A 24,362-nucleotide genomic window follows, 5' to 3' on the forward strand; every position below is an offset into this window, starting at 1 on the left:
ATACGCCATCGCCCAGAGGCCTCCACACAAAATCCACCCGGAGCCACCAACCCACCGCCCCACCCCACCCCCAACCACACAACAACCCCCACCCCTCACCGCAAACCCCACCACCCGGCAACCGCGCGGCGCGGGCACCAGAACCACAACCACAACCCCACCCGCAACAGAACACACCCCAGCAAGAGTCACCCTGCCGAAAAGGACCACCCCAGTCCGACGCGGCCACTATCCCTCTCCCCGCCAACCGGAGGATCGAGACTTCGCGCGGAGCCCGCAAGCCGGTCAAGACCATCACCGGCCCCACCGGCCCGACGGACTTCCCGGTCAGCCCTCAGCCAGGAATCCAGACCCGCAAGGCCGCTGGCCCGCAAGGCCGCTGTCGATCTCCTTACCCGTCAGAGCGTGGGCGTGGGGTTGACCGTCGACTGCGTGATGCCGGTGCTCTCCACGCCCCACTTGGCCAGGATCTTGCCGTAGTCGCCGTCCTTGATCAGCTTGTTCACGGCGTCGCTGACCGCCTTGGCCACTGGGGAGCCCTTGCCGGTGACGAAGCCGACCGGGGTGGAGCTGAACTGGCCCAGGAACTTGGTGTTAGGCACGTGGGTCTCGTCGTACTTCAGGCTCAGCGTGGGTCCGAAGTAGACGTCCACCTTGCCGTTGGCCAGGCCCAGCCAGATCGGCGCGGAGTCGGAGAACAGTTGCACCGTATAGGGTTTCTTGCCGGCGGCGGCGCACTTGTCGGCCCCGCTGGTGAGGATCTGCTGGAACGTGGAGCCCGGGCTGGTCGCCACGGTCAGCCCGCACAGGTCCTCGAGCGTCTTGACGCTGCTCGGCCCGTGGTCGGCCGGGCCGAGGAACGACTGGCCGTCGCTGAGGTAGGTGGCGAAGTCCACCACCTTCTCCCGGGCCGCGGTGACGCCGAAGTTGTCCTGGCCGATGTCGTACTTCCCGTTCTGCACCCCGGGAATGATCGTCTCGAACGTGCCGTTCTGCACCGTCCAGGTGATGCCGAGGACCTTGGCCACGGCATTGCGCAGGTCCACGTCGAGGCCGACGTACTTGCCGTCGACCTGGCCGGAATGCGGCAGGCCGGCCGTGCCCGGGGCCAGGGTGGTGCCCAGCGTGAGCGCGGTCGTGCCGGCCGGAAGTTCGGCCCGCAGCGTGGAATCGGCCTGAATCGCCGAGACGACGTCCTGCGTCGGATACGTCACCGACGTGGTCGGCGCGGCCGGATCGGCGGCGGTGGCCCCGCCGCAGGCGGCCAGCGCGAGCGCCGATGCGGCCAGTGCGGCGGCCAGAACACCTTGTCTGAACACAGGGAAAGTCCTTCCAGTTCTCACAGCACCGCCGACAGGAACGCGCGCGCCCGGTCGTGGCGGGGATTGGCCAGCACCTCGGCCGGCGGCCCGGACTCGACGATCCGGCCGCCGTCCAGGAACACCACCGTGTCGGCGACCTCGCTGGCGAAGCCGATCTCGTGGGTCACCACGATCATCGTCATGCCGCTGGCGGCCAGATCCTTCATGACGGCCAGCACCTCGCCGACCAGTTCCGGGTCGAGAGCGCTGGTCGGCTCGTCGAACAGCATCAGCCGGGGCTGCATCGCCAGCGCCCGCGCGATCGCCACCCGCTGCTGCTGGCCGCCGGACAGCTGGCGCGGATAGGCCTGCTCGCGGCCGCCGAGGCCGACCCGTTCCAGCAGTTCCCGGGCCCGGCCACCGGCGTCCTTTTTGGACAGCTGGCCGGTCGCGACCGGTCCCTCGACGATGTTCTCCAGCACGGTCAGGTGCGGGAACAGGTTGAACTGCTGGAACACCATGCCGATCCGGGCCCGCTGCCGGGTGATCGACCGCGCCCGCAGCTCATGCAGCCGGTGGCGGGCGTACCGGTAGCCGATCACGTCGCCGCCGACCTCGACGAAGCCGGCGTCCGGCTTCTCCAGGTGGTTGACGCACCGCAGCAGCGTGCTCTTGCCGGCCCCGGACGGCCCGAGCAGCACCGCGACCTCGCCCTCGTGCACGTCCAGGTCGACGCCGTCCAGCACCACGTTCGAGCCGAAGCTCTTGCGCAGACCGCGAATCCGCACCAGCGACGTCATGAGATGCCCGCCAGGTTGTTCCGGAACAACGGGATGTTCGCCCGCGCGATCGTCCACAGCCCGCGCGGATCGCCTCGGCCGCTGCCGCGCGCGTAGTGCCGTTCCACGTAGTACTGGCCGATCGACAGCACGGTGGTGAGCAGGATGTACCAGATCGTCGCCACCAGCAGCAGCGGGATGATGAGGAAGTTCTGGTTGTAGATCAGCTGCACCGAGTACAGCAGGTCCTGCACGGCGATCACGCTCACGATGGACGTCGCCTTGAGCATGCCGATCAGCATGTTGCCCGAGGCCGGCACGATCGCCGGCATCGCCTGCGGCAGCACAATTCGCCGGAAGATCCGCCATGGCCCCAGGCCCAGCGCCTGCGCCGCCTCCACCTGCCCCTGCTGCACCGACAGGATGCCGCCGCGGATGATCTCCGAGGAGAACGCGGCCACGTCCAGCGTGAGGCCGACGAACGCCGCCAGCAGGCCGGTGAACAGGTGCGCCGTCTGCACCGTGATGAACGCCGGCCCGAACGGAATCCCCAGCGACAGCTGGGGATACAGCGACGCGAGCTCGTACCAGAACAGCAGCTGCACCAGCGGCGGCACCGACCGCACCAGCCACACGTAGCCGAAACTCACCGATCTCAGCACCGGATTGCGCGACAGTCGCATGACCGCCAGCACGACACCCAACACGTAACCGCAGATCATCACCGCCGCGGTCAGCCACAGCGTCAACAGCAGCCCGCGCAGGATCGGCCCGGTGGTGAAGTAGCTCCACACGATCGGCCACTGGAACCGCGGGTTGGTGAACAGCGTGTGCACCACCATGGCCAGCAGCACCACAACCACCGCGGCCGACAGCCACTGGCCGGGCCGGCGCAGCGGGACCAGCCGCGCCGACAACAACTCGGCATCCGACACGATTCTGTCGGACACCGAGTCTTCTTGCCGCGCAAGGGAACGGGTCACGGCACCATCATGGGCGGTCACGCCGGTCAACCGTCAACGTGTTCCACTGGGTGGACGTCCGAGCCGAGAAATTTTCCGCGACATACGGTTGGGTCATGTCGAATTCCGGCCTGCACCTGGCCATCGAGATCGACGGCGACGGCGCGCACCCGGCCGCGTGGCGTCGCGCCGCCCACGCGCCCGCCCACCTGCTGACACCGGGGCGGGTCCGCTCGGTCGCCGCCGTCGTGGAGAACGCCGGCTTCACACTGGCCACAGTGGACGATGACCTGCTGCCGCCGGGCAGCGGCCGCAACCCCCTCGGCCGCATCGGCGCGGTGGAGCGCGCCGCCTTCATCGCCGCCTCCACCAGCACGCTCAGCGTCGCGCCCACGGTGTCGACCACCTACACCGAGCCGTTCCACGTGTCCTCGCAGCTGGCCTCGGTCGACCACATCTCGGCCGGGCGGGCCGGCTGGGTCGTCGGCCAGACCGCGGCCGCCGAAGCGGCCCGGGCCTGGGGCCGGCCGCTGGTCGACGACCGCGCCCGCGAGGCCCGCGACTCCACCCGCGTGGTCCGCGACCTGTGGGACTCGTGGGAGGACGACGCGGTCATCCGGGACGTCGCCACCAGCCGCTACCTGGACCGCGACCGCCTGCACTACATCGACTTCACCGGCGAGACCTTCGCCGTCAAGGGGCCGGCCATCGTGCCCCGGCCGCCGCAGGGACAGCTCGTGGTGTTCGCCCCCGAGGGTTTGTTGCCGGCCGATCTCGTCGACGTGACATTCACCAGCGCCAGTGCCCGCGCCGCCACACCATTGACCTTCACCGAGATCGAAGTCGCCCTGGACACGCCGGACGCCACGGCCGGGCAGCGCATCACCGACCTCGGGCCGTGGCCGAGCCGCGGGCGCCTGCGCTTCGCCGGGCCGGCCGACGGCCTGGTCAAGCTGATCACCGGCCTGGCCGGCCAGGTCGACGGCGTGCGGCTGCATCCGCTGGTGCTGGACGAGGATCTGGCCGTGCTGTCCCGGCTGGTCGTGCCGGCCCTGCTGCGCAGCCGGATCGCCGCCCGCCCCGTTCCCGGCGCGTCGCTGCGCGCCACCCTCGGGCTCGCCCGCCCGGCCAGTCGCTTCCAGGAGTCCGCGTGAGCATCATCGACGACGACGTCCCCTACCCCGACGCGATCCTGCACTTCGGCGTGTTCTTCCAGGGCGTCAACCACTGGACCGTGTGGTCGGCCCCGGACAGCGGCTCGCAGATCGACCCGGCCTCGTTCCGCCGGGTGGCCCAGACCGCCGAGCGCGGCCTGTTCGACGCCTTCTTCCTCGGCGAGGGCCTGCGGCTGCGCGAGGTCGACGGCCGCATCCACGACCTCGACGTGGCCGGCCGCCCGGACGCGATCACCCAGCTGGCCGCGCTGGCCGCCGTGACCGAGCGGATCGGGCTGGTCAGCACCTCCAACACCACCTTCAACGAGCCGGCCGACCTGGCCCGGCGGCTGTCCGGGCTGGACCTGCTGTCCGAGGGCCGGGCCGGCTGGAACGTCGTGACCACCGACAACGCCTGGACCGGGGCCAACTTCCGGCGTGGCGGCTATCTCGACCACGCCGACCGGTATCGCCGGGCCGAGGAGTTCCTCACCGCCGCGCGGGCGATCTGGGACGGTTGGGCCGACGACGCCGTGGCCACGTCTCGGGAGGCCCAGGCCTGGTCGGCCCCGGTGACGCCGGTTCGTCAGCGCAGCAGCCAGTTCGACATCGAGGTCACTCCGACGCTGCCCCGCAGTGCGCAGGGCCATCCGGTGATCTTCCAGGCCGGCGACTCCTCGGACGGCCGTGACTTCGCCGCCCGCAACGCCGACGTCATCTTCTCCGCGCACGGCAACGACTTCGACGACGCGCTGGCCTTCGCCGAGGACATCCGACGGCGGCTGCGCGCGGCCGGGCGGCCCGAGGACGACCTGCGCATCCTGCCCGGCACCGAGATCATCATCGGGGCGACCGAGCAGGAGGCGCGGGAGAAGGCCCGCTGGGTGCGGCTGGAGCAGGTCACTCCGGCCACCGCGCTGAACATCGCCAGCCTGGTCTGGGGTTTCGACCTTTCCGACCGTGACGCCGAAGGCCCGGTGCCCAAGGAGGACGCCGTCGTCGTGGAGAACACGGGCGCCTTCGGCGCTCGGCGCGTCGCCGATCCCCAAGCCGTGGTCACGAAGTGGCGTGAGCAGGCCGAGGCCAACGGCTGGTCGCTACGGGAAACCGCCATCGCGCTCGGCCCTCAGCGGGGCCACGTCGGCACTCCCGCCGCCCTCGCCGACAAGTTCACCCGCTTCGCCCGCCACGGGGCCGTGCACGGGTTCAACATCACCCCCTACATCATTCCCGACGGCCTCAACGACATCGTCGACCTGCTCGTGCCCGAGCTCCAGGAACGCGGCGTCTACCGCACCGAGTACGCCGGCGCCACGCTGCGGGAGCATCTCGGCCTGCGGCCGCCGCTGACGCGCCGGGGCGACCTGACCGAGCGTGCGTCATGAAGTTCCTGGCCATCACGCTGATCGTGCACGCCGACCAGACGCCGACGCGCCAACGGTTCCGGCAGGTGCTGGACAACGCGCTGCTGGCCGAGGAGCTGGGCTTCGACGGGTTCGGCGTCGGCGAGCGGCACGAGCGGCCGTTCATCTCCTCCTCGCCGCCGGTGGTGCTCAGCCACATCGCCGCGCTGACCTCCCGGATCCGGCTGTTCACGGCGGTGACGACGCTGAGCCTGCTCGATCCGGTGCGGGCCTACGAGGATTACGCCACCCTGGACAACCTGTCCGGCGGCCGGCTGGAGCTGATCATCGGCAAGGGCAACGGATCGGCCCAGCGGCAGCTGTTCCACGTCACCGAGGACGACCAGTGGGACCGCAACTCCGAGTCCTACGAGCTGTTCCGCCGGCTGTGGCGGGAGGACAAGGTCACCTGGACCGGCCGGTTCCGGCCGTCGCTGGTCGAGGCCGAGGTGTGGCCGGAGCCGTTGCAGCGGCCGATCCGGGTCTGGCACGGCAGCGCCACCAGCCGGGAGTCGGTGGACCTGGCCGCCCGCTACGGTGATCCGCTGTTCTCGGCCAACGTGACCAATCCGATCGAGCCGTATGCCGAGCTGGTGCGCTATTACCGGGAACGCTGGGAGTTCTACGGGCACGACCCGGCCGCCGCGGTCGTCGGGGCCGGCACCGCCGGCTACTACGCCACCCCGAAGTCCCAGGACGCCATCGACGCCTACCGTCCCGTGTTCGAGGCCGGCCTGGCCCTGCAACGGAAGATGGGCCTCACCCCGGTGTTCACGTCGGTCGAGGACTTCGCCGACCGCAGCTCCGCGCTGATCGGCAGCCCCGAGCAGGTCATCGACAAGGTCCACCGCTACCACGAGCAGTTCGGGCACACCGTGCTGCACCTGCACGCGGAGCCCGGCGGCCTGACCGACGCCCAGCACCGGGAGTCGATGGAGCTGTTCCAGCGGGAGATCGCCCCGGTGCTGCGCAAGGACATTCCCGATCCGCCGTGGCCGAGCGCGGAGGTGGACTGACATGGCCGACACTCCGCTCACGGTGCTCGACCTGGTGCCGATCTCGTCCGGCTCGACCGCCGCCCAGGCGCTGCGCAACAGCGTGGATCTGGCCCAGCAGGCGGAAAGATTCGGCTACGCCCGCTACTGGTTCGCCGAGCACCACCTCAATCCGGGCGTGGCCGGCACGTCGCCGGCGGTCGTGCTGGCGCTGACCGCCGCCGCGACCTCGACCATTCGGCTCGGGTCGGGCGCGGTGCAGATGGGGCACCGCACGGCACTGTCCACTGTGGAGGAATTCGGGCTGCTCGACGCCGTGCACCCGGGTCGGTTCGACCTGGGCCTCGGGCGATCGGGCGGACGGCCCCGGACGCCGGCGCCGGTGCTGGAACCGGCGGCGCCGGTGTCCAACGGTTTGCTGATTCCGCCCCGGTTCTCCTATGCCCAGCTCCTGGCCTCGCCGCGCATCCCGTTGCAGCGCCGGCTGTTGCAGCTGCCCAACGCCGAGCCCCAGGACTACACCGAGCAGGTCGACGACGTGCTGGCCCTGCTGGCCGGCACCTACGAGCTCAACGGCGAGCAGGCTCACGTCGTGCCGGGCGAAGGAGCCGAGCTGGAGCTGTGGATCCTGGGCACCAGCGGCGGGGAGAGCGCGACCGTCGCCGGCCATCGGGGCCTGCGGTTCGCCGCCAACTACCACGTCAGCCCGGCCACCGTGCTGGAGGCCGTCGCCGGCTACCGCGCCGCCTTCCGGCCGTCGGCGGTCCTCTCCCGCCCCTACGTGAGCGTGTCGGCCGATGTTGTCGTCGCGGAAACCTCGGACGCGGCAAGGGAACTGGCCACCGGTTACGGGCTGTGGGTGCGCAGCATCCGCACCGCCGAGGGCGCGATCCCGTTCCCCACTCCCGAGCAGGCCCGCGCCCACGTGTGGAGCGACGCCGACCGGGAGCTGGTCGCCGATCGCGTCGACACCCAGTTCGTCGGCACGCCGACGCAGGTGGCCGACCAGCTGGAGCTGCTGCGGGACGCCACCGGGGCCGACGAGCTGATCGTCACCACCATCACCCACGACCACGCCGACCGCGTCCGCTCCTACCAGCTGCTGGCCCAGGAGTGGCAGCGGCGCTCATCTCGTCCCATTCGTCCCACCTGATGGACAGGCTGTCCGATCGCCGCCGGCGGTTCTACAGTTCCGCTGCCGCCACAGCGCGATCGTCCACAATCGACAGTCCTCGGAGGCAGACATGGGCTCCTCACCCGAACGCGGCAACCCGCTCGCCCGGATCGGCGCCGACTGGGCGGCGGTGATCGTCGCCGGCGTGCTCGTCGTGCTGGCCGCGACCGGTCTGCTCCCGGCGATCTCCTTCCTGGTCAAATGAGCACCACCGAGAGCCGGACCGGCGTCCCGGTGCTGCGCTACCTGCCGGGCCTGCTGCTGCTCGCCGCCGTCGGCATTCTCGGCACGTTCGCCCAGAACGGCCTGCGCAGCGTGGGCAAGGCGACCGGCGTCGCGCTGCCCGACATCGAGTACGTGCTGTGGGCGATCCTCATCGGGCTGCTCATCCGCAACGTGATCGGCCTGCCGGCGCTGTTCCGGCCGGGCGTGGCCAGCTACGAGTTCTGGCTCAAGACCGGCATCGTGCTGCTGGGCGCCCGCTTCGTGCTCGGCGACCTGGCCAAGCTGGGCGGCTTCAGCCTCGGCATCATCCTCATCGACATGGCCGTCGCCACCGTGGTGATCCTGCTGGTGGGCAAGGCCTTCGGGCTCGGCGGCAAGCTGTCCACGCTGCTGGCCATCGGCACCTCCATCTGCGGGGTGTCCGCGATCATCGCCGGCCGCGGCGCGATCGACGCCGACGACGAGGACTCCGGCTACGCCATCGCCGCCATCCTCGCGCTCGGCGCGGTGGCCCTGTTCAGCTTCCCGGCCATCGGCCACCTGCTGCACCTGTCCGACACCCAGTTCGGCCTGTGGGCCGGGCTCGCCGTCGACAACACCGCCGAGACCACCGCCACCGGCGCCGCCTACTCGGCCCAGGCGCAACAGGTCGCGGTCGCCGTCAAGAACACCCGCAACGCCCTGATCGGGCTGGTCGTGCTCGGCTACGCCGCCTACTGGTCCACCCGGGGCGGCCGGTCGGTGGCCACCACCCTCGGCGGCCGCGCCGCCTTCGTCTGGCGCACCTTCCCCAAGTTCGTGCTGGGTTTCATCGCCGTGTCCGCCCTGGCCACGGCCGGCGTGTTCGCCAAGGCCGACGTCACCAGCCTCGGCAACCTGTCCAAGTGGGCGTTCCTGCTCTGCTTCGCCGGCGTCGGCCTCAACTTCGACCTGCGCGAGCTGGCCCGCGCCGGCCTGCGCCCGCTGATCGTCGCCGCCCTGGGGCTCGTCGTGGTCGCCGGCTGCTCCCTCGGCCTGGTCCTGCTGACCTCGGGCTTGCTCACCTGAAACCCAGCTGCGCCATGACCTCGCGGAGTTCTTCGCGCGCCCCAACGTGATCACCGGTGGCGACGGCCTGGACGAGCAGGCCCCGCAGGGACCACACGAGGGCGTGCGCACGGGCGCGGGCGGCGGTCCGGGGCAGGCCCTCGCGGACGCCGAGGGTGGTGTAGACGGTGGTCCAGTCGTCGAGGGTGTCGAGGAACTCGCGGTAGGTGTCGGGGTCCTGCACCGCCAGGCCGAGCACGTAGAAGAACGCGGGGGTGTGGGGACTCTCGGCCTGGTCGAGGAACATCTGGTCGAGTAGGCGCAGGCCGTCCTGGTAGGCGGCCTCGGTGCCGAGCGAGAGGATCCGCCGCTGCTGCTCGCGGCGGATCTGGCTCAACAGGGCGGCCAGCAGGCCGTCGCGGGAGCCGAAATGGTAGATCAGCATGCGGTGGCTGGTGCCCAGGGCGTCGGCCAGCTTGCGCAGCGTCAGATCGCTGAGCCGGCCCCGGTGGTCCAGCAGTCGCCGAGCGCCGTCCAGCAGCTTCTCCCTGGGCGTGTCAGCCATCGAGCCAGGTGCGCGCGGCGACGACCAGGGCCTCGACGCCGGTGGTCAGGGTCGGCTCGATGACCGGGGCGAACTCCGGGGAATGGTTGCTGGGCCTGGCATCTCCGTCCATGCCGCCCCAGAACCAGAACACGGTCGGCACGCCGATCGCCTGGCCGTAGACGCCGACGTCCTCGCTGGCGGTCTGGCGGGGCACCTCGGTCACCCGCTGTTCCCCGAAGTGCCGGACGAAGGCGTCGACCGTTGTCAGAGTCGCGTCGGGGTCGTTGACCATGACCGGGGCGCTCACGGTCCAGTCGAAGTCGGGTTCGCGTTCGGCCCGGCTGGCGGCGGCCTCGGCGCGGACGATGCGTTCGATCGCGGCCCGCACCTGGTCCCGGACCTCGGCCGAGTAGGCGCGCAGGTTGATCCCCAGCTCGGCGGTGTCGGGGATGATGTTGTCCTTGGCGCCGGCCCGCAACCGCCCGACGGTGACCACGGCGGTCTCGGCCGGCGGGACTTCGCGGGCCACGATCCCTTGCAGGCGCGTGACCACGTTGGCCGCCATCAGGACCGGGTCGATGGTCTGGTCCGGCATCGATCCGTGGCCGCCGCGGCCGTGCAGCGTCACCTGCACGGAGTCCATGGCCGACATCACCGGCCCGGTGGCGTAGCCGATGACGCCGGCCGGGATGTTCGTGACGTGTTGGCCCAGCACGATGTCCGGCTTCGGGAACCGCTCGAACAGCCCGTCCGCCACCATCGCCCGGGCGCCCCTGGCCAGCTCCTCGGCCGGCTGGAACACCACCAGCAGCGTGCCCGACCAGGTCTGGCGCTCCGCCGCCAGCCGCCCGGCCGCGCCGATCAGGCAGGTGCTGTGCATGTCGTGGCCGCAGGCGTGCATGAGCGGCACGTCGTTGCCGTCGAGATCGGTCCCCCGCGCGGTGCTCGCGTACGGCAGGCCGGTCTTTTCCTGCACGGGCAACGCATCCATGTCGGCCCGCAGCATCACCACCGGGCCGTCGCCGTTGCGCAGCACGCCCACCACGCCGTGGCCGCCGACGCCGGTGGTCACCTCATACCCGAGCGGCCGCAACTCCTCGGCCAGCACCCGGGCCGTGCGCACCTCCTGCAACGACAGCTCGGGGTTGCGGTGCAGGTCCTGGTAGAGCTCGATCAGGTCGGCCACCACGTCAATGTACCATTGGTACACGAGTAGAGCAGGGGCAGGCGAACGTGCCCCCGCGCACCCGGAGTTCCGTGACGGTCCGCGCTCGCGTGAGAGACTCCCCCGCATGCGTTTTCAGCTGCTCGGGCCGGTCGAGGTGCGGGACGACGCCGGCACGCCGGTGGCGTTGCCGGGCGCCCGGGCCCGGGCGATCCTCGCGATGCTGGTGCTCGCGGGCCCCGAGGCGGTCAGCCCCGGGCGGCTGTTCGAGACCGGGCGCAACGCCAAGGACCCGGTGAACGCGTTGCACGTGCAGATCGCCAAGCTGCGGGCCGCGCTGCCCGAACCGAGGCTGGTCTCCGAGCCCGCCGGCTATCGGCTGGTGACCAAGCCCGGCGAGGTCGACGCCACCGTGTTCACCGAGGCGTGCGAACGCGGCCGGCAGCTGGCGGCGGCCGACCAGCACGAGTCGGCGGCCAAGGTTCTCCGCGAGGCGCTGGCGGGGTGGCGGGAACCCGAGCCGTACGACTTCGCCGAGGCCTGGCTGGCCCGGCTGGCCGAGGTCCGGCTCACCGCGCTGGAGACGGTGATCGACGCGGAGCTCGCGCTGGGCCGGGCCGAGGACCTGGTGGCCGAACTGACCGGGCTCACCGCGGCACACCCGTTGCGGGAGCGGTTCGCCGGCCAGCTCATGACCGCGCTGCACCGGGCCGGCCGCCGCTCCGAGGCGCTGACCGTGTTCGCCGAGCTGCGCGAACGGCTCGCGGACGAGCTGGGGACCGACCCCTCGCCCGAGATCATGGCGCTGCACCTGGAACTCCTGCGGGATGAGCCGGTGCGGCCCGCCGGCAACCTGCCGCATCCGGTCGGCACGCTGATCGGCCGCGACGCCGACCTCGCCGACGTGCGCCGGCTGCTGGCCGAGCACCGCCTGGTCACGGTGATCGGCCCCGGCGGCGTGGGCAAGACGCGGGCCGCGCGCGAGCTCGGGCACCTGCTGCGCGACCGCTATCGGGACGGGGTGTGGCTGGTCGAGCTGGCCCCGATCGCCCGGGACGCGAGCGCGCTGGACGCGGTCGCGAGCGCGCTGGGGTTCGAGGAGGACGATCGGCTGCTGGCCTACCTGCGAGGCCGGGAAGTCCTGCTGGTGCTGGACAACTGCGAGCACGTCATCGAGGACGCGGCGGCCCAGGTCCGGTTCCTGCTCGGCGCCTGTCCCGGGGTGAGCGTGTTGGCCACCAGCCGCGAACCGCTCAACGTCGAGGGTGAACGGCTGGTTCCGTTGCCGCCGTTGGCAATCGAGGCGGCCATGCGGCTGTTCCGCGACCGCGCGCCGTCGGCCCGGGACGACGACGCGGCGGTGGCGCAGCTGTGCGCGCGGCTCGACCGGCTGCCGCTCGCGCTGGAACTGGCGGCCGCCGGCGCCCGGCTGTTCTCGCTCGACCAGATCGAGTCCAGATTGGACGGTCTGGCCAACGTCTCCCGACACGCGCCGGCCCGACACCACTCGCTGCGGGCGGTGCTGGACTGGAGCCACGAACTGCTGTCGCCACAGGAGAAACGAGTGTTCGCCGCGCTGTCGGTGTTCCGCGACGGCTGCACGTTCGCCGATGCCGAACGGGTGTGCGGCACCACGGTCGGCGTGCTCGCGCAGCTGGTCGACAAGTCCCTGGTCGTGCGCGGCCCGGACGACCGGTTCCGGCTGCTGGAGACTGTGCGGGTGTATGCCGAGGCGACGGCCGACGTCAGCGAGTTCCGCGACCGGCAGGCCGCGGCGATGCTGGCGTTCGCCCAGGAGATGTTCACCGGCCTGACCGGGCCCCGGCAGCACGAGCTGATGCGGCGGATGACGCCGGAGCTGCCCAACCTGCGGGCCGTCACGACCTGGCTGCTGGAGCGCGGCGACGGGGCCGGCGCGATCACCCTGCACGGCCTGCTCGGCTACTTCTGGTACATCAGCGGACGCGAGGCCGAGGGCACCCGTTGGCTCGGCCGGGCCGTGGAATGCTTCGACGCCAAGCCAACTCCCGGCGTGGAGACGATGCTCGCCACGGCGTTGGGCTGGCACAGCTACCTCGGCCGCATGTCCGGCCGCAGGCCCGACACCTGGCGGTCCGCGCAGCGCGTGCGCGATCTCTACCGGTCAAATCCCGACGGGTTCCGGATCGGGATGCCGGCGGTGGCGGCGGTGGCCGTGTACGAACGGCCCGGGGCCGAGGCGCGACAATGCCTGGACGACGCCGAGGAGGCCATCGTCGGCCTGGACGAGCCATGGCTGCGCGGCGTGCTCGACGCCGTGTGGTCCGAGCAGCACCGCCGCGACGGCGACCTCGACGCGGCGGTCGAGGCCGCGCGGTCCAACCTGCGGTACTTCGAGGAGCTCGGCGACCCGTTCGGCATCCTCTACTCGCAGCTACGACTCGGGGACGCCGAGGAGCACGCCGGGCACCGCGACCGGGCCCGGGCCCGGTGGGAGCGAGCCCGGGACGGCGCACGCGCCGCGTATGCGCCGGTCAAGTGCGGCTACGCCGAGCTGCGGCTGGCCTACCTCGACCTCACCGACGACCCCGCCGCGGCCGGCGCGTGTCTGGAGCGGGTCCGGGCGCAGGCACGGGACCTGGCCGCCGAGGATCTCGGCGCAGCGGCGGGCAATCTGCTGGGGCTACATCTGCTGCGCCAAGGGGATCCCGAGGCGGCGGCCGCGTGTTTCCGGGACGTGGCCGGCTACGCCCGCCCGGTCCGCACCGCCGTGGCCGCCGCCCATCTGGCCACTTTGGACGGTCCACTGTGGATAGACGACGCCGTGCGGGCGGTGGAGTGGATCGTCGATCCCCTGCATCTGGCCGCGCTGCACGCGTTGTTGACCGAGATGAAGGGGATCGACGAGGTGCTGGCATTGCTGCCGGCCCAAGCGGGGGCCACCCCGTTGGCGGCGTTGATCTAGACCCTCGCCCCGACCAGCCGCTCGATGTGGTCCGCGCTCAGCACACCGGCGTCATGCGCGCGGTACTCCGCCGCCAGCCGCTGTGCCTGCCGGCGGAACGCCTCCCCGTCGAGCACCTGGCGGACAGCCTTGCGGATGGACTTCTCGGACGGCGTCGACGTGCGCAGGTTCAGCCCCGCGCCGGAACGCTCGACGCGGGCGGCGACCTCGGGCTTGTCTTCCGTGGTGCCGGCGACGACCAGCGGCACCCCCTGGGCCAGCGCCAACTGCACGCCGCCGAATCCGCCGTTGGTGACCATCACCGAGGTGATCGGCAGCAACTGGTCGTATGGCAGGAAAGGTGCGGTGAACACGTTGGCGGGCAACGGGCCCAGGTCGTGCGAGCCGGTGCTGGCGACCACCGTGACGTCCTCCTCGGCGAGCGCCCGGATCGTCGGCCGCACCAGCTGGCCGAGGTCCGTGTCGGCGACGGTGCCCTGGGTGACGTGCACGACGGGCTTGCCCCGGGCGATCATCCGCTCCCACCACTGCGGCAGCGGGACCGCGGTGACGGGGTCGACGAGCGCGCCGACGAACTTGACCTGCTCGGGCAGGTAGGCCCGGGGGTGCTCCAGGCCGGCGACGCTGTTCTGTAGGTGCAGGTGCGGGGACACCGCGGCCAGGCCGCGCTCGCCGGCCGGCAGCCCGAGGTCGCGCAGGATCCGGTCGCGGTGCTCGTAGACCGGCTTGAACACCACGTTGTCCAGCAGATACCGCACGGCGCGGTCGCGCAGCCGCGTCAGCGGGTCGGAGCCGGGCTTGAGGCCGGGCCCGAACGGCGGCACGTCCGGCGCCGGCAGCATCATCGGCGTGACGCCGACGCTGACCACCCGCGGCCCGCCGAGCCGTTCGACGATCTCGGCCCCGGCGAACGCCGCGTCGTGCAGGATCAGGTCGGCCGGCTGCCGGTCGAGCTCCCGGCGCAGGCCCTCGACCTGGGCCGGGATCGGGTCGAGGAACACCGCCCGCATGTCGTAGCGCAGCTTCGCGATGCCCTTGAGCCGCACCCGCTCCGGGAACAGCTCGTCGACATTGCGGCCCTGGTGGTCGATCGACGGGTCCATCGCGACGAACTCCGCGCCCGCCGCGGCGATCCGGTCGGCGAACACGCGGCCCGTGTACCAGCGCACCCGATGCCCGCGGGCCGTCAGCTCACGGGCGATGGGCAGCAGCGGGACGACGTGGCCGGGCACGGGCATGGTCGCGAACAACAGGTCGATCGGCATGGGCTCAGTCGACCGGACTGCCCTTTCCGTTCCCTGTCCGTGCCTGGTCAGGGGGCATGTGAGCGCCGTGTGCGCATGCGGTGAGCGGGCGGCGTCAGCCTCGGGACATGACGATCACGCTTCGGCCGGGCGGCACCGTGGTGTTCACCGGCGGGCGGCAGGACTCGCCCGTGCACCCGCAGCTCATCGCCGGCGAATGGGGTTCCGGCACCCCTCACGGCCGGTGACCTGGGTCTACGCCGGGATCGCCGCCAACAAGACCGCTGCTGCCCGCCGATGACATGTTCGCCCGGCTCGGCGGCGAGCCCGAGCACTGGTCCGAGGACGGCGTCCACCCCACGCCGCCCTCGCCGACGCGTGGCTACGCCTCGTGGACTGATTTCGCCAGCTGCCGGTAGGCGTCGGCGAACTGGCGCATCGTGTAGTGCTCCAGCACCGTGGCGCGGGCTCGCCCGCCGAGCTCGCGCCGCAGGGTCGGGTCGTCGAGCAGGCGGCGTAGTTCTTCCCGGACGCTGCCGATGTCGGCCGGATCGACCAGGATTCCGTTGTGCCCGTGGGTGATCTGCTGCCGCAGGCCGCCCACGTCGGAGGCGATCACCGCCTTGCCCTTGATCATGGCCTCGGTCACGGTCAGGCCGAAGCCCTCTTGAAGGCTCTTCTGCACCACGACATCGGCCCGGCGCTGCAAGGCGTTCACGATGAGCGCGTTGCGATCCTGGTCTCGCATAGAGATGTTCACCAGGTGCAGCCGCCCACGGTCCACTTCGGACAGTTCGGCGAGCACGGCTCGGACCTCGGCCAGCACGGCCAGGCCCTCCGGGTCGTCAGGGATCTCCGTGGGGTTGGTGCCGGCGAGCACCACGTGGGCGTCCCGGGGCAGGCCGACCACGCAGCGGGCCACCCCGGGCATGTCCTTGAGCGGGTCCCAGCGTGACACCTGGAGCACGACCCGGGAGTCGGGCGGCAACGGCTTTTCGTGGGTGATGGCCACGTCTGGCGCGATCCTGTCGCTGGTGAGGCCGATCTCCGCCAGTAGAGCGTCAATCTCTGTCGCGCCGAGGTCGCGGTTCTTCACCGCCGAGGGGTCGACCGCCGGCGGGATCAGGAACAGGTTTTTGGTGTTCGGCGGTGCGAACTCGGGGAGAGTGGTCACGACCGCGTCGAGTGCGTCGAACTCTGGCTCGAACGCCTGCCACATCCTGGCCGGGCCGCGTTCCGGGTCGATCGTGGCCCCGATGTGGCAGTGCCATACGGGTTTTCCGCCCGCGGCCTTGATCGCCGGGGCCAGGCCGAGGGTCTGCGGGTCATGGAGGACCACCACGTCGTCCGGCCTGATTTGGTCGGCGAACCAGGCGTGCTGGGGTTCGAGTGTGGCGCGGTAGGTCCGTATCAGGGCGGGGTCGTCGAGCCGGGTCGGGTCGGCCTGGCCGTGCAGGAGGTGGTGGAGGTATTTGGTCACCGCGTAGAAGTCGGCGTTGCCGGCGATCACCGCCCAGCCGGCGGGCTGGTGGCGCAGCAGGTTGCGGAGCAGTTCGGAGACCCCGCCGCCGGTTGCCGTGGCGTTGACATGGGCGAGCAGGGGCGATTCGCGAGGCGGGTCGACTTCCCATGTCGGTGTGAGCATGGCACTGGCTCCCCCCAGGTTGCGTGGCTCTCACCCTGCCAGGGGATGCGGTTCGCTGGCAACGGCCTCCCACCGCGGTCAGGACAGCAGGTGGGTGCGGAAGAAGTCGGTGGTGAGGCCTATGACCTCTTCGGTGTACCACGGGAGAGCGCCTTCGGGGTCGCCGAGGAGGATGGCGACGTCGCCGTGACCGGCGCCGGGGAGCACGTAGCGGGTGGAGTCGACGCCGGCCGAGCGGAGCGCGGTGTGCAGGCGGAGGGTTTGCGACGGGGAGATGATGCCGTCGGCGAGGCCGTGCCAGAGCTGGAAAGGCGGGGACGAGGGGGTGATGTGGTTCAGGGGGCTGGCGTCGGGAATGGGGTCGTGCACGGTGCGGCCGGTGCCCTCGCCATGGAGGTACAGGGCCAGGGGGAGGTCGGGGCCGGTCTGGGAGGCCTGGGTCTTGGAGTCGAAATCCTCGGTGATGCTGCCGAAGTCCACAATGCCGAACTTGTTGACGACGGCGCGGACGGCGTTGGCGGGGTCCAGGCCGGCCATGGTGGCGAGGTAGCCGCCGGCGGACTCGCCGAGCAGAGCGACGCGGGTGGGGTCCAGGTCGTACGTGGCGGCGTTGGAGCGCAGGAAGGCGACGGCCTCGCGGACGGAGGCAACGCCGTCGAGGTAGGTGGCGCCCTCCCATACGGTGAGGTACTGGATGCTGGCCACGGCGAAGCCGGCCACGGCGAGGCAGGTGCGCAGCAGGCGGCCGTTCTCCTTCTCGGCGCGGATGAAGCCGCCGCCGGTGATGTAGACGATGAGAGGCTTGGGGCCGGAACCGGGGGGCACGAGCAGGTCCAGCAGGAGGGAGCGGTTGGGGCGGCGGGCGAACGGGACGTTGAGGTGAGCAGTGAGGTCGATGCCCTTGGCGGAGACCTGAGGGGCGCGGGAGCCGGAGAGCACGATGCTGGTGCTGATGTCGCTGTGGGCGATGCTGGCGGCCACGCGAATCTGGGGCTGGGTCATGGCGAATCCCTGAGGAACAGCTATTCCGGTCATGGTCAGTCACGCCCCTCGACCTTGGCGGCCACCTCGCGCATCTCGGAGATCCGGCCATCGACGAGCGTGAAGTTGGCCATGACCCGGACCTCCTGGCGGTCGGTCTCGCCGGTGGCGATGGCCACCGCGCCCTGCTTGAGCTCGCCGACGATGTCGTACTCGATGGCCACGTCATCGCCGGACTCGATGTAGCGACGGAAGGGCACGAGGATCTCGACGGTGCGATAGCGTTGGGGGAACAGCTCGAAGTGGGCGCGCAGCGCCGAGACGCCGGCGGCCTCGACCCGGCCGTTGGTGACCATCCGGCCGTCCTCGGTCCAGAAGCGGCGGACCTCGTCGTCGGTGGCCTTGGCCTGGCCTGCGCACAGGTCGGCACACCACGTGAACAGGGCGTGGAAGAACTCCTGGTGTCTCACGGTCTTCTCCATTCGGCGAGCGTAGCAGCTTGGGGACAACATTTGTTGCCTGTGTGACAACTCGGGTCAGAGCAGGGCGAGCCCGGGGGTGCGCAGGACGTCGCCGACGTCGGCCAGCAGGCGCGAGCCCTGGGCGCCGTCGAGGACGCGGTGGTCGAAGGAGAGCGCGAGCTGGGCGATCGAGCGGGGTTCGATGTGCTCGACGCCGTCCGGACCGGTCACGACCCAGGGCATGCGGCGGATCGCGCCGACGGCGAGGATGGCGGTCTCCCCCGGGTTGAGGATGGGCGTGCCGGTGTCGACGCCGAACACGCCGACGTTGGTGATCGTCACGGTGCCGCCAGTCATGGCCGACGGGGCGGTGCGGCCGGCGCGGGCGTCGGCCGCCAGGCGGGTGATCGCCTCGGCCAGCTCACGCAGCGACAGCTGCTCGGCGTCCCTGATCACCGGCACGACGAGGCCACGGTCGGTGGCGGCGGCGATGCCGAGGTTCACCTGGCGCTTGACGACGATCTCCTGGGCGGCCTCGTCCCAGGTGGCATTGGCCTCGGGCGTGGCGCGCAGGGCCAGTGTCAGGGCCCGGGCGACGATCGCCAACGGGGTCACCTTGACGTCGCGAAACTCGCGCCGGGCCCGGATGGTGTCCAGCAGCGCCAACGTCTGGGTGACGTCGACGGTGAGGAACTCGGTGACATGCGGGGCAGTGAAGGCGGACGCGACCATCGCGGCGGCCATGTGCTTGCGGACGCCACGGATCGGGATGCGGGTCTCGGAGGAGGAAGAAGAAGAGGAGGAGGAAGAAGAAGTGGAAGAAGTGGAAGCGGGTGGCGCCGCGGCGGCCTGCACGTCGGCACGGCTGATGGTGCCGTGCGGGCCGGTGGGGCTGAGGCGGGTCAGGTCGACGCCGAGGTCCTTGGCCAGTTTGCGCACCGGAGGCTTGGCCAGCGGCCGATTGTCCACAACAGCCGGCGGCCGATTGTCCACTATGGATGGAGCATCTTCGGCGGGCGGACCGTAGCCGACGAGCAGGGCGGCGGGTTCGTCGGTGTCGTCGGTGGTCGGCGGGGTGCCGACGGCGGCGGGTTCGCCGGTGTCGATGGTGATCAGCGGAGTGCCGACGGCGGCGGTCTCGCCCTCGGCGATGTGCAGTGCGGCGACCACGCCCGCGTACGGCGACGGCAGCTCGACGGCGGCCTTGGCGGTCTCGATCTCGACCAGGATCTGGTTGACCTCGACCTCGTCCCCCGGCTTGACCGACCAGCGCAGGACCTCGGCCTCGGTGAGTCCCTCGCCGACGTCGGGCAGGAGGAACTGGCGTGGCTGTGACACGGGAACCGTCCCTTGTGGTCAGTGACCGAACGTGCGGTCGACGGCGGCGAGAACCCGGTCCGTTCCGGGCAACCAGGCCCGTTCCAGGCGGCTGGGCGGATAGGGCGTGTCGTAACCGGTGACCCGGGCGACGGGGGCCTCCAGGTGATAGAACGCCTCATCCTGGATGCGGGCGGCGACCTCGGCGCCGACGCCGTGCGAGAGCGACGCCTCGTGCACGATGACGGCCCGGCCGGTGCGCCGAACGGAGCCGAGAACCGTGTCACTGTCCAAAGGGGACAGACTGCGCAGGTCCACGACTTCGACGCTGCGGCCCTGGGCCGAGCACTGGTCGGCCACGGCGAGGCAGGTGGCGACCGAGGGGCCGTAGCCGATCAGGGTCAGGTCCGTTCCCCCGCGAACGACACGGGCGCGCTCCAGGGGGAGGTCGTCGTGCTCGCCGACCTCGCCCTTGACCCAGTAACGGCGCTTCGGTTCCAGGAACACGGTCGGATCCGGGGATCGGACGGCGGCCTGGATCATCCAGTGCGCGTCGTGCGGCGTGGCGCAGGTGACGACCTTGAGCCCGGCGGTGTGGGCGAAATACGCCTCGGGCGACTCGGAATGGTGCTCGATGGAGCCGATGCCGCCGCCGTAGGGCATCCGCACGACCACGGGCAGGGCCAGCGCGCCGCCGGAGCGGTGGCGCAGCTTGGCCAGCTGCGTGACGATCTGGTTGACGGCGGGGAAGGTGAAGCCGTCGAACTGGATCTCGCAGACCGGCCGGTAGCCGCGCAGCGCCAGCCCGACGGCCGCGCCGACGATGCCGGCCTCCCCCAGCGGACTGTCCATCACCCGGTCCTCGCCGAAGTCCTTGCGCAGCCCGTCGGTGACCCGGAAGACCCCGCCCAGCTGGCCGATGTCCTCGCCGAGCAGCAGCACCGACGGATCGGTCTCCAGCGCCCGCCGCAGCCCGTCGTTGAGGGCCCGCACCATCGACACGCTCATGCCGCACCGCCTCGGTAGTCGCCGAGCTGCCGGCGCAGTTCGGCGTCCGGCTCGGCATACGTGTGCAGGAAAGGACTGTCGGGATCGGGTTCGGGCAGGGCCCGGCAGGCCGCCCGCAGCCGCTCGGCGAAGGCGTCGGCCTCGCGCTCGATCTCGTCCGATGGACGGAGATGGGCCCGCAGCCGGGCGATCGGGTCCAGGGCGGCCCAGCGGCGGGTCTCCTCCTCGCCCCGATAGCGGCCGTCGTCGTCGGCGGTCGTGTGCGCGTTGACCCGGTAGGTGACGGCCTCGATCAACGTCGGACCGCCGCCGGACCTGGCCCGGTGCAGGGCATCCCGGGTGGCGGCGTAGCAGGCGAGCACGTCGTTGCCGTCGACGCGAACGCCGGGGAAGCCGAAGCCGGCCGCGCGCTGGGCCGCCGGCACGCGGCTCTGCGTGGCGTACGGGGCGGAAATCGCCCACTGGTTGTTCTGGCAGAAGAAAACCACCGGCAGCTGCTGGACGGCGGCCCAGACGAAGGCCTCGTTGGTCTCCCCCTCGCTCAGCGCGCCGTCGCCGAGGAACGCCAGGACGGCGGTGTCCCGACCAGGATCCCCGTTGCCCACGGCCCCGTCGCGGGCCACACCCATGGCATAGCCGACGGCGTGCAGGGTCTGAGCGCCGATCACCAAGGTGTACAAGTGAAATCGTGCGGCGCGGGAGTCCCAGCCGCCGAGCGTGGTGCCGCGGAAGATGCCGAACAGGGCCGACGGGTCGATGCCGCGGCACAGGGCGACGCCGTGTTCACGGTAGGTCGGGAAGACCATGTCCTGCGCGGCGAGCGCGTGCGCGGCCCCGACCTGCGCCGCCTCCTGCCCGCGCAGCGACGGCCACAGGCCCAGTTCTCCTTGGCGCTGCAAGGCGATCGCCTCGGTGTCGAGCCGCCGGGTCAACACGAGATCTCGGTACAGGGCGGTCAGGTCGACCTCGCCGGGCGCCAGGGGCAGCTCCGGGCACTCGGTCACCGTCCCGTCGCTGTCGAGGATCCGCAGGCTGGCAGTGGTCATGCCGAAAAGTCGACCGGACACCGGCGCGGCCGGCAAGGAACTCGCGACTTTCCCCGCGAACGGGGTGGTTTCCACCCCGGCCGGCGGCCGGCGCGCGAGAAACACGCGCGCGGCCCGACGGCCCTACATTGCCTGAATGACAACTTTTGTTGCTCCAGGGGTTGCCACGGGCCGAGGCGATGGCCCATGCTTCGAGGGCGACCGAAGGAGGGCGACCATGACCGCGGCCGACCAGGACATCCCGCAACTGGACATCCCCGAACTGGACGAGTCCGGTTCGCTGGCCGAGGAGCGCGAGCGCCGCAAGCGGGAGCTGGCGATCACGTTCCGGCTGTTCGCCCGCTACGGCTACGACGAGGGCATCGCCGGCCACGTCACGGCCCGGGACCCCGAGTTCCCCGACCGCTTCTGGGTCAACCCGTACGCGGTGCACTTCTCCCGCATCAAGACCAGCGACCTGCTGCTGATCGACGAGCAGGGCCACGTGGTCGAAGGTGGCCGCCGCACCAACAAGGCGGCGTTCTGGATCCACTCCTCGATCCACCGGGCCCGCCCGGACGTGGTCGCGGTGGCCCACGCGCACACCATCCACGGCCGGGCCTTCTCCGCGCTGAGCAAGCCGCTCGCGCCGATCGTCCAGGAGTCCTGCGCCTTCCACGACGACCACGTGGTCTTCGACGAGTACAAGGGACTGGTGCTGGAGAAGAGCGAGGGCGAGCGGATCGCCGAGCGCCTCGGCGGCCGGCGGGCCGCGATCCTGCGGCACCACGGGCTGCTGACCGTGGGCCACTCGGTGGCCGAGGCGGCCTGGTGGTTCATCACCATGGACCGCGCCTGCCAGATGCAGCTGCTGGCCGATGCCGCCGGCACGCCCCGGATCATGACCGACGAAGAGGTCCGGCTCGCCCACCGGCAGTTCAGCAACGCCACCATGGCCCGCCACAACTTCGCCCTGCTCGCCGACCTCGTTGTCGAGCAGGAGCCGGACGTCCTCGACTGACGGGAGCCCCCCATGACCACGTACGTGCTGGTGCACGGCTCGACGCTCGGCGGCTGGTCCTTCGCCGCGCTGCGCGAGGAGCTCGAACGCCGCGGGCACCGGGTGCTCGCGCCCAGCCTCACCGGGCTGGCCGACCGCGCCCATCTCGCCGGCCCCGACACCGGACTCGTCCTGCACATCGAGGACATCACCCGCCTGCTGCACTGGGAGGACCTGCACGACGTGGTCCTCGTCGGCTCCAGCTACGGCGGCATGGTGATCACCGGCGTCGCCGGCGAGGTCCCGGAACGCGTGCGGCACCTGGTCTATCTGGACGCCTTCCGCCCGCAGCCGGGGCAGTCCTGCTTCGACCAGCTCCCCGACCTGCCCGCGCGGCTCGGCGACCCGATGCCCGAGCAGCCGTGGGCCTGGCCGCCGTTCGCCGACTACGGGCCGTTCGGGGTCACCGATCCCGAGCAGGTGGCCTGGCTGGAGGCGCAGTCGACCCCCATGCCGACGCTCACCCACCGCGAGCCGCTGCCCGAGCCGAAGCACCCGGTGTCCACGCCGGCCACCTACGTGCAGGGCGCGGCCTGGCGGTCCTTCGACGAGGTCGCCGAGCAGGCCCGCCGTGACGGCCTCGACGTGCACATCTGGACGGGCTCCGGCCACCTGATGTACGTCACGGAAGCCGAGCGGGTGGCCGACCTGCTGGTCAAGATCTGACCGCCGTGGACGCCACCGACCACACCATCGTCCGGCTGCTGGTCGAGGACGGCCGACGCACCGTCGCCGACATCGCCGCGCAGGTCAACATGTCGGCGTCGCCGGTGAAGCGCCGTATCGAGCGGCTGGAGCGGGCCGGGATGATCACCGGCTACACCGCCGTTGTCGACCACGACCGGCTCGGGGCCGGCTTCGAGGCGTTCGTGGAGCTGCGGTTCGCCGGCGACACCGAGGTCGAGCAGATCACCGCCGCCGCGGCCGGGGTGCCGGAGGTGTTGGAGATCTTCACCATCGCCGGCGACCCGGACGCGCTGGTGCGGGTCCGGGCCGACGGCGTGCACCACCTGCGGTCCATCATCAACGAGCTCCGCAAGCACGGCGCCGTGCGCAGCACCAAAACGCTGATGGTGCTGGGCTCCTGGCGGCGCGGCGGCGCGACCATGCCCTGAGGGCATTCGACATCACCTCCAGGACAACACCGTGTACCGTGCCTTCGTGGACGACATCGACCTGCGCGTGAGCGAACGCCTGCGCGCGCTGCGCGGCGAGCGCGGCATCACCCTCAGCGTGCTCGCCGAGCAGACCGGGATCTCCGCGCCCCACCTGTCCCGGCTGGAGAAGGGCGAGCGACAGCCGTCGATCGGGACGCTGCTCCAGCTCGCCCGAGTGTACGGCGTCTCCGTCAGCCAGCTGGTCGAGGAACGGGCCGAGGACGACCTGCACATCGTGCGGGCCGGCGATGCCCCCACGCACCAGGGCCAGGACGGCCGCTACACCGTGCTCAGCGGCGCCCGGGCCACGATTTCCGTGGTGCGCGTGGAGCTTTCGCCCGGCAAGCCGACCAGGGTCGCCGAGCACGTCGGCGAGGAGTGGCTGCACGTGGAGTCGGGCACGGTCCGGTTCACCGTCGACGACCGCAAGGAGACCCTGGAGGCCGGCGACTCCGTGCAGTTCGACTCCGCCCGGCCGCACAAGCTGTCCGCGGCCAACCGCCGGTCCGCCACAGTGCTGATCGCCTCCACCGCCGCGACCGTGCCGATGCGACACCCGGTCCCGCGCTAGACGGGACCGTCGGTTTCACGCCAGGCGGAGCGGGGCCTTGTCGGGGTCGAGGCGGTAGGGGCCCTCGCCGGCCAGGGCGCAGCGGACAGCGGTGGCGACCCGCTGGCGCACCTTCTCCACGAGGAACCTGGATCCACCGTTGATCTTTGATGGTGATCTTGGTGGCTGCGGGATGGTCGAATGGCCATGCGGTCCTGACGCAGGCGCGTCAGGACCGC

General features: G+C 71.3%; 23 protein-coding genes. 11 read left to right on the forward strand and 12 right to left on the reverse strand.

Annotated features, from left to right (window positions below):
* Positions 1–398: 398 nt before the first annotated feature.
* The 3 genes from ACIG5F_RS48245 to ACIG5F_RS48255 are packed head-to-tail and all read right to left on the reverse strand — an operon-like array spanning position 399 to position 3,030.
* A complete protein-coding gene (locus ACIG5F_RS48245) occupies positions 399–1,319 on the reverse strand; it encodes an ABC transporter substrate-binding protein (protein ID WP_396527114.1) in 921 nt (306 codons plus the stop codon).
* A 20-nt stretch (positions 1,320–1,339) separates the two neighbouring features.
* Positions 1,340–2,101: an amino acid ABC transporter ATP-binding protein gene (locus tag ACIG5F_RS48250; protein WP_396527115.1), complete on the reverse strand. Its 762-nt coding sequence runs from the start codon at positions 2,099–2,101 to the stop codon at positions 1,340–1,342.
* Complete coding sequence (locus ACIG5F_RS48255) at positions 2,098–3,030, reverse strand: amino acid ABC transporter permease (protein WP_396527116.1); 933 nt, start codon at positions 3,028–3,030, stop codon at positions 2,098–2,100. Before ACIG5F_RS48255 ends, ACIG5F_RS48250 begins: the two co-directional genes overlap by 4 nt.
* Positions 3,031–3,158: 128 nt before the next feature.
* On the opposite strand from ACIG5F_RS48255, the gene ACIG5F_RS48260 reads away from it, so the two are divergent.
* From ACIG5F_RS48260 to ACIG5F_RS48285, 6 genes are all read left to right on the forward strand, one after another.
* Positions 3,159–4,196, forward strand: a complete 1,038-nt coding sequence (locus ACIG5F_RS48260) for an LLM class flavin-dependent oxidoreductase (protein WP_396527117.1) — start codon at positions 3,159–3,161, stop codon at positions 4,194–4,196.
* Positions 4,193–5,581, forward strand: coding sequence for an NtaA/DmoA family FMN-dependent monooxygenase (locus ACIG5F_RS48265; RefSeq protein WP_396527118.1), 1,389 nt, complete (start codon positions 4,193–4,195; stop codon positions 5,579–5,581). The genes ACIG5F_RS48260 and ACIG5F_RS48265 overlap by 4 nt, the downstream gene beginning before the upstream one ends.
* The gene (locus tag ACIG5F_RS48270; protein WP_396527119.1) at positions 5,578–6,615 is read left to right on the forward strand and encodes an LLM class flavin-dependent oxidoreductase; all 1,038 of its coding nucleotides are present in this window, start codon (positions 5,578–5,580) and stop codon (positions 6,613–6,615) included. Before ACIG5F_RS48265 ends, ACIG5F_RS48270 begins: the two co-directional genes overlap by 4 nt.
* Position 6,616: 1 nt before the next feature.
* Complete coding sequence (locus ACIG5F_RS48275; RefSeq protein WP_396527120.1) at positions 6,617–7,747, forward strand: LLM class flavin-dependent oxidoreductase; 1,131 nt, start codon at positions 6,617–6,619, stop codon at positions 7,745–7,747.
* Positions 7,748–7,838: 91 nt separating this feature from the next.
* On the forward strand, positions 7,839–7,973 hold the full coding sequence (locus ACIG5F_RS48280) for a hypothetical protein (protein ID WP_396527121.1): 135 nt from the start codon (positions 7,839–7,841) through the stop codon (positions 7,971–7,973).
* Complete coding sequence (locus ACIG5F_RS48285; protein WP_396527122.1) at positions 7,970–9,040, forward strand: YeiH family protein; 1,071 nt, start codon at positions 7,970–7,972, stop codon at positions 9,038–9,040. The genes ACIG5F_RS48280 and ACIG5F_RS48285 overlap by 4 nt, the downstream gene beginning before the upstream one ends.
* Here the strand turns inward: ACIG5F_RS48285 and ACIG5F_RS48290 are convergent.
* Positions 9,033–9,584 (reverse strand): TetR/AcrR family transcriptional regulator, encoded by a 552-nt coding sequence (locus tag ACIG5F_RS48290; RefSeq protein ID WP_396527123.1) that lies wholly within the window; start codon positions 9,582–9,584, stop codon positions 9,033–9,035. The genes ACIG5F_RS48285 and ACIG5F_RS48290 overlap by 8 nt on opposite strands.
* Entirely contained in the window at positions 9,577–10,755 is a 1,179-nt protein-coding gene (locus ACIG5F_RS48295; RefSeq protein ID WP_396527136.1) for an amidohydrolase, read from the reverse strand. Before ACIG5F_RS48295 ends, ACIG5F_RS48290 begins: the two co-directional genes overlap by 8 nt.
* Positions 10,756–10,858: 103 nt before the next feature.
* Here ACIG5F_RS48295 and ACIG5F_RS48300 point away from each other — a divergent pair, with 103 nt between their 5' ends.
* The gene (locus ACIG5F_RS48300) at positions 10,859–13,675 is read left to right on the forward strand and encodes a BTAD domain-containing putative transcriptional regulator (RefSeq protein ID WP_396527124.1); all 2,817 of its coding nucleotides are present in this window, start codon (positions 10,859–10,861) and stop codon (positions 13,673–13,675) included.
* Here ACIG5F_RS48300 and ACIG5F_RS48305 read toward each other — a convergent pair.
* From ACIG5F_RS48305 to ACIG5F_RS48335, 7 genes are all read right to left on the reverse strand, one after another.
* On the reverse strand, positions 13,672–14,940 hold the full coding sequence (locus ACIG5F_RS48305; RefSeq protein WP_396527125.1) for a glycosyltransferase: 1,269 nt from the start codon (positions 14,938–14,940) through the stop codon (positions 13,672–13,674). The two genes, ACIG5F_RS48300 and ACIG5F_RS48305, sit on opposite strands and share 4 nt — an antisense overlap.
* Positions 14,941–15,301: 361 nt before the next feature.
* Positions 15,302–16,564 carry a glycosyltransferase gene (locus ACIG5F_RS48310; protein WP_396527126.1) on the reverse strand — a complete coding sequence of 421 codons (1,263 nt, stop codon included), beginning with the start codon at positions 16,562–16,564 and terminating at the stop codon, positions 15,302–15,304.
* A 78-nt stretch (positions 16,565–16,642) separates the two neighbouring features.
* Complete coding sequence (locus ACIG5F_RS48315; protein WP_396527127.1) at positions 16,643–17,566, reverse strand: prolyl oligopeptidase family serine peptidase; 924 nt, start codon at positions 17,564–17,566, stop codon at positions 16,643–16,645.
* 35 nt (positions 17,567–17,601) lie between these two features.
* Positions 17,602–18,027 (reverse strand): nuclear transport factor 2 family protein, encoded by a 426-nt coding sequence (locus tag ACIG5F_RS48320; RefSeq protein ID WP_396527128.1) that lies wholly within the window; start codon positions 18,025–18,027, stop codon positions 17,602–17,604.
* A 54-nt stretch (positions 18,028–18,081) separates the two neighbouring features.
* On the reverse strand, positions 18,082–19,344 hold the full coding sequence (locus ACIG5F_RS48325; RefSeq protein WP_396527129.1) for a dihydrolipoamide acetyltransferase family protein: 1,263 nt from the start codon (positions 19,342–19,344) through the stop codon (positions 18,082–18,084).
* Between the two features lie 18 nt (positions 19,345–19,362).
* On the reverse strand, positions 19,363–20,331 hold the full coding sequence (locus ACIG5F_RS48330) for an alpha-ketoacid dehydrogenase subunit beta (protein ID WP_396527130.1): 969 nt from the start codon (positions 20,329–20,331) through the stop codon (positions 19,363–19,365).
* Positions 20,328–21,377 (reverse strand): thiamine pyrophosphate-dependent dehydrogenase E1 component subunit alpha, encoded by a 1,050-nt coding sequence (locus ACIG5F_RS48335; RefSeq protein ID WP_396527131.1) that lies wholly within the window; start codon positions 21,375–21,377, stop codon positions 20,328–20,330. The genes ACIG5F_RS48330 and ACIG5F_RS48335 overlap by 4 nt, the downstream gene beginning before the upstream one ends.
* Positions 21,378–21,594: 217 nt before the next feature.
* On the opposite strand from ACIG5F_RS48335, the gene ACIG5F_RS48340 reads away from it, so the two are divergent.
* From ACIG5F_RS48340 to ACIG5F_RS48355, 4 genes are read left to right on the forward strand one after another with little or no spacing between them, the layout of a single operon-like run.
* Positions 21,595–22,377 (forward strand): class II aldolase/adducin family protein, encoded by a 783-nt coding sequence (locus tag ACIG5F_RS48340; RefSeq protein ID WP_396527132.1) that lies wholly within the window; start codon positions 21,595–21,597, stop codon positions 22,375–22,377.
* 12 nt (positions 22,378–22,389) lie between these two features.
* Positions 22,390–23,082: an alpha/beta fold hydrolase gene (locus tag ACIG5F_RS48345; RefSeq protein WP_396527133.1), complete on the forward strand. Its 693-nt coding sequence runs from the start codon at positions 22,390–22,392 to the stop codon at positions 23,080–23,082.
* 5 nt (positions 23,083–23,087) lie between these two features.
* Entirely contained in the window at positions 23,088–23,531 is a 444-nt protein-coding gene (locus tag ACIG5F_RS48350; RefSeq protein WP_396527134.1) for an Lrp/AsnC family transcriptional regulator, read from the forward strand.
* A gap of 46 nt (positions 23,532–23,577) precedes the next feature.
* Positions 23,578–24,144, forward strand: a complete 567-nt coding sequence (locus ACIG5F_RS48355; protein WP_396527135.1) for a helix-turn-helix domain-containing protein — start codon at positions 23,578–23,580, stop codon at positions 24,142–24,144.
* Positions 24,145–24,362: the final 218 nt, after the last annotated feature.

This window comes from Kutzneria sp. NPDC052558 (genome assembly GCF_044547355.1).
Lineage (GTDB): Bacteria > Actinomycetota > Actinomycetes > Mycobacteriales > Pseudonocardiaceae > Kutzneria.

Bases quoted from the DNA above. Each gene is read 5' to 3' on its own strand.
- ACIG5F_RS48285 (WP_396527122.1), top strand. From the start codon at position 7,970: ATGAGCACCACCGAGAGCCGGACCGGCGTCCCGGTGCTGCGCTACCTG.
- ACIG5F_RS48280 (WP_396527121.1), top strand. From the start codon at position 7,839: ATGGGCTCCTCACCCGAACGCGGCAACCCGCTCGCCCGGATCGGCGCC.
- ACIG5F_RS48250 (WP_396527115.1), bottom strand. From the start codon at position 2,101: ATGACGTCGCTGGTGCGGATTCGCGGTCTGCGCAAGAGCTTCGGCTCG.
- ACIG5F_RS48345 (WP_396527133.1), top strand. From the start codon at position 22,390: ATGACCACGTACGTGCTGGTGCACGGCTCGACGCTCGGCGGCTGGTCC.
- ACIG5F_RS48340 (WP_396527132.1), top strand. From the start codon at position 21,595: ATGACCGCGGCCGACCAGGACATCCCGCAACTGGACATCCCCGAACTG.
- ACIG5F_RS48335 (WP_396527131.1), bottom strand. From the start codon at position 21,377: ATGACCACTGCCAGCCTGCGGATCCTCGACAGCGACGGGACGGTGACC.
- ACIG5F_RS48305 (WP_396527125.1), bottom strand. From the start codon at position 14,940: ATGCCGATCGACCTGTTGTTCGCGACCATGCCCGTGCCCGGCCACGTC.
- ACIG5F_RS48300 (WP_396527124.1), top strand. From the start codon at position 10,859: ATGCGTTTTCAGCTGCTCGGGCCGGTCGAGGTGCGGGACGACGCCGGC.
- ACIG5F_RS48320 (WP_396527128.1), bottom strand. From the start codon at position 18,027: ATGGAGAAGACCGTGAGACACCAGGAGTTCTTCCACGCCCTGTTCACG.
- ACIG5F_RS48290 (WP_396527123.1), bottom strand. From the start codon at position 9,584: ATGGCTGACACGCCCAGGGAGAAGCTGCTGGACGGCGCTCGGCGACTG.
- ACIG5F_RS48260 (WP_396527117.1), top strand. From the start codon at position 3,159: ATGTCGAATTCCGGCCTGCACCTGGCCATCGAGATCGACGGCGACGGC.
- ACIG5F_RS48315 (WP_396527127.1), bottom strand. From the start codon at position 17,566: ATGACCCAGCCCCAGATTCGCGTGGCCGCCAGCATCGCCCACAGCGAC.
- ACIG5F_RS48275 (WP_396527120.1), top strand. From the start codon at position 6,617: ATGGCCGACACTCCGCTCACGGTGCTCGACCTGGTGCCGATCTCGTCC.
- ACIG5F_RS48270 (WP_396527119.1), top strand. From the start codon at position 5,578: ATGAAGTTCCTGGCCATCACGCTGATCGTGCACGCCGACCAGACGCCG.
- ACIG5F_RS48330 (WP_396527130.1), bottom strand. From the start codon at position 20,331: ATGAGCGTGTCGATGGTGCGGGCCCTCAACGACGGGCTGCGGCGGGCG.
- ACIG5F_RS48310 (WP_396527126.1), bottom strand. From the start codon at position 16,564: ATGCTCACACCGACATGGGAAGTCGACCCGCCTCGCGAATCGCCCCTG.